A 3523-nucleotide genomic window follows, 5' to 3' on the forward strand; every position below is an offset into this window, starting at 1 on the left:
CGACATGCCCCGCATCCCCAGACGCGAACTCGACGCCTTCGCGCCGAACGCCGATGTGCGGCGGTAGGGAAGTAACAGGGCGCCGCGTTGTGGACGGCGGGCTTGGCCCACCCCGCTGCGACTAGTATCGCCTACGGCTCCCAAGCCTTCCGGCCCTCCCGCTTGCGGGAGGGCCGGAAGGCTTGGGAGCGGAGGGACCTAGTGGATTGATTTTGACATTTGCATCCCCTGGCGGCTGGGATGGGTCTGCAAATGTCAAAATCGTAAAATCCACTAGAATCAAATATATGCTAGTGGTTCGAAGAGATTCTGACATTTGAGCGCGCCCTATCCGATAGGGTATCAAATGTCAGANTAGAATCAAATATATGCTAGTGGTTCGAAGAGATTCTGACATTTGAGCGCGCCCTATCCGATAGGGTATCAAATGTCAGAATCGAACCACTAGCCGAACGGGGTGGGCCAAGCGCACCTGGCGCGCCCCACCCGCCTTGCGTGCTCGCCGCCGCCCGGAGGACAAGCGCTTTACTTGATCTCCACCAGCGCGCCTTTCACCTTGTAGGCGAAGGCTTCGAGGATGATGCCGTTGTTGTTGGCGGTCAGCGCCTCGATCCGCCCACCGCTCTCAAGCTGGCCTTCGTAGACGCCGCGCGCCGGATCGAACTGGCCTGATACGGCGTCGAACAGCTGGTCGGTATAGGGCCTGGGCCAGAGCACCCAGAGGCCGATGGCCGCTTTCATCGCCACGGCGGCGGCTTGCGGTTCGGGGTTGCCGCGTGCATCGATCGTCGCCCAGTCGTTCCCATGGGCGTAGCGCGTGTCATAGACGAAATACGGCGCGGCGGCGAGCTGGTGCTCGGTCCGGGCGGTCAGGATACCGGTGCGTTTGGCGCGGGCTTCCTGCGCCAGATAGACCACCTTGCCCTTTTGCAGCGCGGTGCCGAACAGTTTACCGCCGCGCACCATTCCCGCGATCTTCCAGTAGCCGACCAGATCGTCCACCGCTCCGGCAAGCGCGCTGGTCTGGTTGCGCACGATGCGCAGCCAGACCAGCGCGCGCCCCATGTCGAGCGCGGAGCAGCCGATCTCCCTGGGCGTGTTCGAATAATCGGTGCGCTGCAGTGTTGCGGTGTTGAAGGCCTTGTTCGGGCACAGGTTACGGAACAGCGGAATCTTGCGCAGCGAGGCGAGGATCGCGCCAAGCCGGCTTTGCGCGTCCTCGTGGCTGGTCAGGGCGAGCTGGTCGGCCGAGACGATCGCGCCGATCGCGCCTGCGGTGTCCCACAAGGTAGAGGACGGATAGTATTCGGCCGCGTTGACGAGCCCGGTGGCCCCTTGCGTTTTGCGCACGATGTAGGTCCATGCGGCTTTGGCCAGAGCCTCCTCGCGCGGTTCGAGCGGACCGTTGCGGCCGGGATGGGCGGCGCCGGGGTTCTGAGCGGTCCACACCGCGCCCGCGACGATCGGGCTTTGTTGCGCGTCGGGCAGGGCGGGGCCGCCGAGGGGCGGGCGTCGGGGCCGGGACGGGGATTGGCCCGGCGGCGGCGGCTGGGGGCGGAGGCGTAACGGGCGCCTTGGCAAGCGCTTCTACATTTGCGTGTTGCAGCAGCGGCCCTTGAACCTTGTAAAGCAGCGTTTCGAGCAGGATGCCGTTGTTGTTCGCGGTGAACGCGGCGATCCGCTCGCCGCCCTGTTCGAGCAGCCCCTCGTAAAAGCCCTTTTCGGGATCGTAGGCCTGGCGCACTTTGGCGAACAGGGCATCGGTATAGGGCGTGTTCCAGAGCGCCCACAGACCAAGCGCGCCCTTGACCGAGACGGCGGCGTATTGCGGATACGCCTCGCCCGTGTCGGTGATCGTCGCCCAGGGCACGCCGTCGCTATCGTAAACGAAGCAGGGGGCGCCTGCGAGCTGGTGTTCTGTGCGCGCGGTAAGGATTCCGGTGCGCTTGTAGCGCTGTTCCTGCGCTTCGTAGATGCGCTGCGCCGAACGCGCGATCCAGCCGTCGGTGAAGGTGAACGGGCCGCTGGCGGTGTCGAAGCCCCACAGGCGAAAGGCTTTGGCGGCGTATTCCTCGTCGCCCAGCCGCCCTTCCTGAAGGAACTCGACCTGACCCTGACTATCGAGCGCGGTGCCATAAAGCTGCCCTTCGCGCACCAGCGCGGGCACGTTCCAGTGCACCACCGCGCCTTGCACGGCGCCGGTCCGTTCGCGGTCGCGCTGATCCTCGGGGATCTGCGCCCAGACCCAGGCGGCGGCACGGCGCGAAGGAGCATCGAGCGCGGGCGAGCCGGGCGCGCGCAGCGTCAGCGGGCCCGGATCGTTGGCCTCGATCGAGGCGATCAGCGCGCTCGCGGTGATCAGCCCGGCGACGATGACAAGGTGGCTGCGGGCCTTCACGAGGTTGGCTCCAAAGGACATCATTCGCTCTCCCAATCGGGCTTCCAGAACGCGGCGCGGATCATGTTTCCCATCGCCAGGATATTGTTGAGACTCCAGAACCCGTTCGCGATCAAGCCGCCCAGGCTGTACGCGGCATTGCCCCGCGCCAGTTGCAGCGCGGCGAAGCCGAGCCCGGCCACGGTGGCCAGCGCCAGCGCGATCTGCGGCCAGACAAGGTGCGCGAAATTGCCCGACTGGCGTTCCTTGGGGGTGATCGGGAACTTGATCTGGCGCCCGCGCAGCACCGCCCAGAGCGCGTGCAAGTTGAGCGGGAAGGAGGCGAGGTAGGTGACCTTGCCCTTGTAGCCCGAGACCCCCAGGTGCCGACCATGAAGGCCAGCTCGCTGAAGATCGGGAAGGGCAGCGCGTGGGCGAAGAAGTCGCTGGTATAGGCGCTCACCGGAGCCACGCCGAAGAACAGGTAGATCAGCGGCGCGATGAGGAAGACGAGGTTCCACAGCGTCGAGGGCGAGGGCACGACCTTTCGTGTCACGCTGCCCGCGCTGGCTGCGGCACCCTCGGCCGCGCCGGGGGGGCGCTGCGGCGCGCCGTCGTCCCGCGCTGCTGGTCTGCGGCAACGGCGCGGCGACGACCTTTACCGGCGCGCTGCGCAGCACAGGCTACGGCGTGCGGCTGGTGCACGATCTGGACGCCGTGCGCGAGCAGGCGCGCGCGCACCGCTTCGATGGGGTGGTGGTCGACTGGTTGCGCAAGCCGGTCGACGTGACCCGTCTGCCGAGCAGCGCGCACGCTGCGCCTGCCGGCGAAGGCGGGCTGTCGGTCGTGCTGCACGTCGAGGACGATCCCGATGTCGTGCGGGCGCGCTTTCGCATGGGGCTGGCCGAGGAACGCGGCGATCTGGCCTCGGGCGTGCTCGACCCGCAGGCCGCGCGCGACATGGTGCACCGCATGGCCGGGCTCGCCGGGACGCTCGGCGCGGGCGCGGTGAGCGTGGCGGCCAAGCGCTACGAGCAGGAGAGCCCGGCGGCGCGACGATGGCGGAGCTGATCGCCGCGATCGACACTGAACGGGCGTCTTAGAGCCTTCTCTGATTGGGGCTTCGTGGGTCAAGCTGCTTCCTCG

3 protein-coding genes and 1 pseudogene are annotated in these 3523 nt (G+C 66.9%); 1 reads left to right on the top strand and 3 read right to left on the bottom strand.

The features are described from left to right. Nucleotides 1–525 precede the first annotated feature (525 nt). The 3 genes and pseudogenes from MTR62_RS20410 to MTR62_RS20420 all read right to left on the bottom strand — a co-directional run bounded on the left by MTR62_RS20410 (nucleotide 526) and on the right by MTR62_RS20420 (nucleotide 2703). Nucleotides 526–1449 (bottom strand): DUF3131 domain-containing protein, encoded by a 924-nt coding sequence (locus tag MTR62_RS20410; protein WP_327194446.1) that lies wholly within the window; start codon nucleotides 1447–1449, stop codon nucleotides 526–528. A gap of 175 nt (nucleotides 1450–1624) precedes the next feature. Next, nucleotides 1625–2422: pseudogene (locus tag MTR62_RS20415) on the bottom strand (DUF3131 domain-containing protein); the annotation flags it as partial. After that, on the bottom strand, nucleotides 2419–2703 hold the full coding sequence (locus MTR62_RS20420; RefSeq protein ID WP_244024409.1) for a hypothetical protein: 285 nt from the start codon (nucleotides 2701–2703) through the stop codon (nucleotides 2419–2421). The gene MTR62_RS20420 and the pseudogene MTR62_RS20415, both read right to left, overlap by 4 nt. Before the next feature lie 223 nt (nucleotides 2704–2926). Here MTR62_RS20420 and MTR62_RS20425 point away from each other — a divergent pair, with 223 nt between their 5' ends. After that, complete coding sequence (locus MTR62_RS20425; protein WP_244024411.1) at nucleotides 2927–3448, top strand: hypothetical protein; 522 nt, start codon at nucleotides 2927–2929, stop codon at nucleotides 3446–3448. The last annotated feature ends 75 nt before the right edge of the window (nucleotides 3449–3523 follow it).

The organism is Novosphingobium organovorum (assembly GCF_022832435.1).
Lineage (GTDB): Bacteria > Pseudomonadota > Alphaproteobacteria > Sphingomonadales > Sphingomonadaceae > Novosphingobium > Novosphingobium organovorum.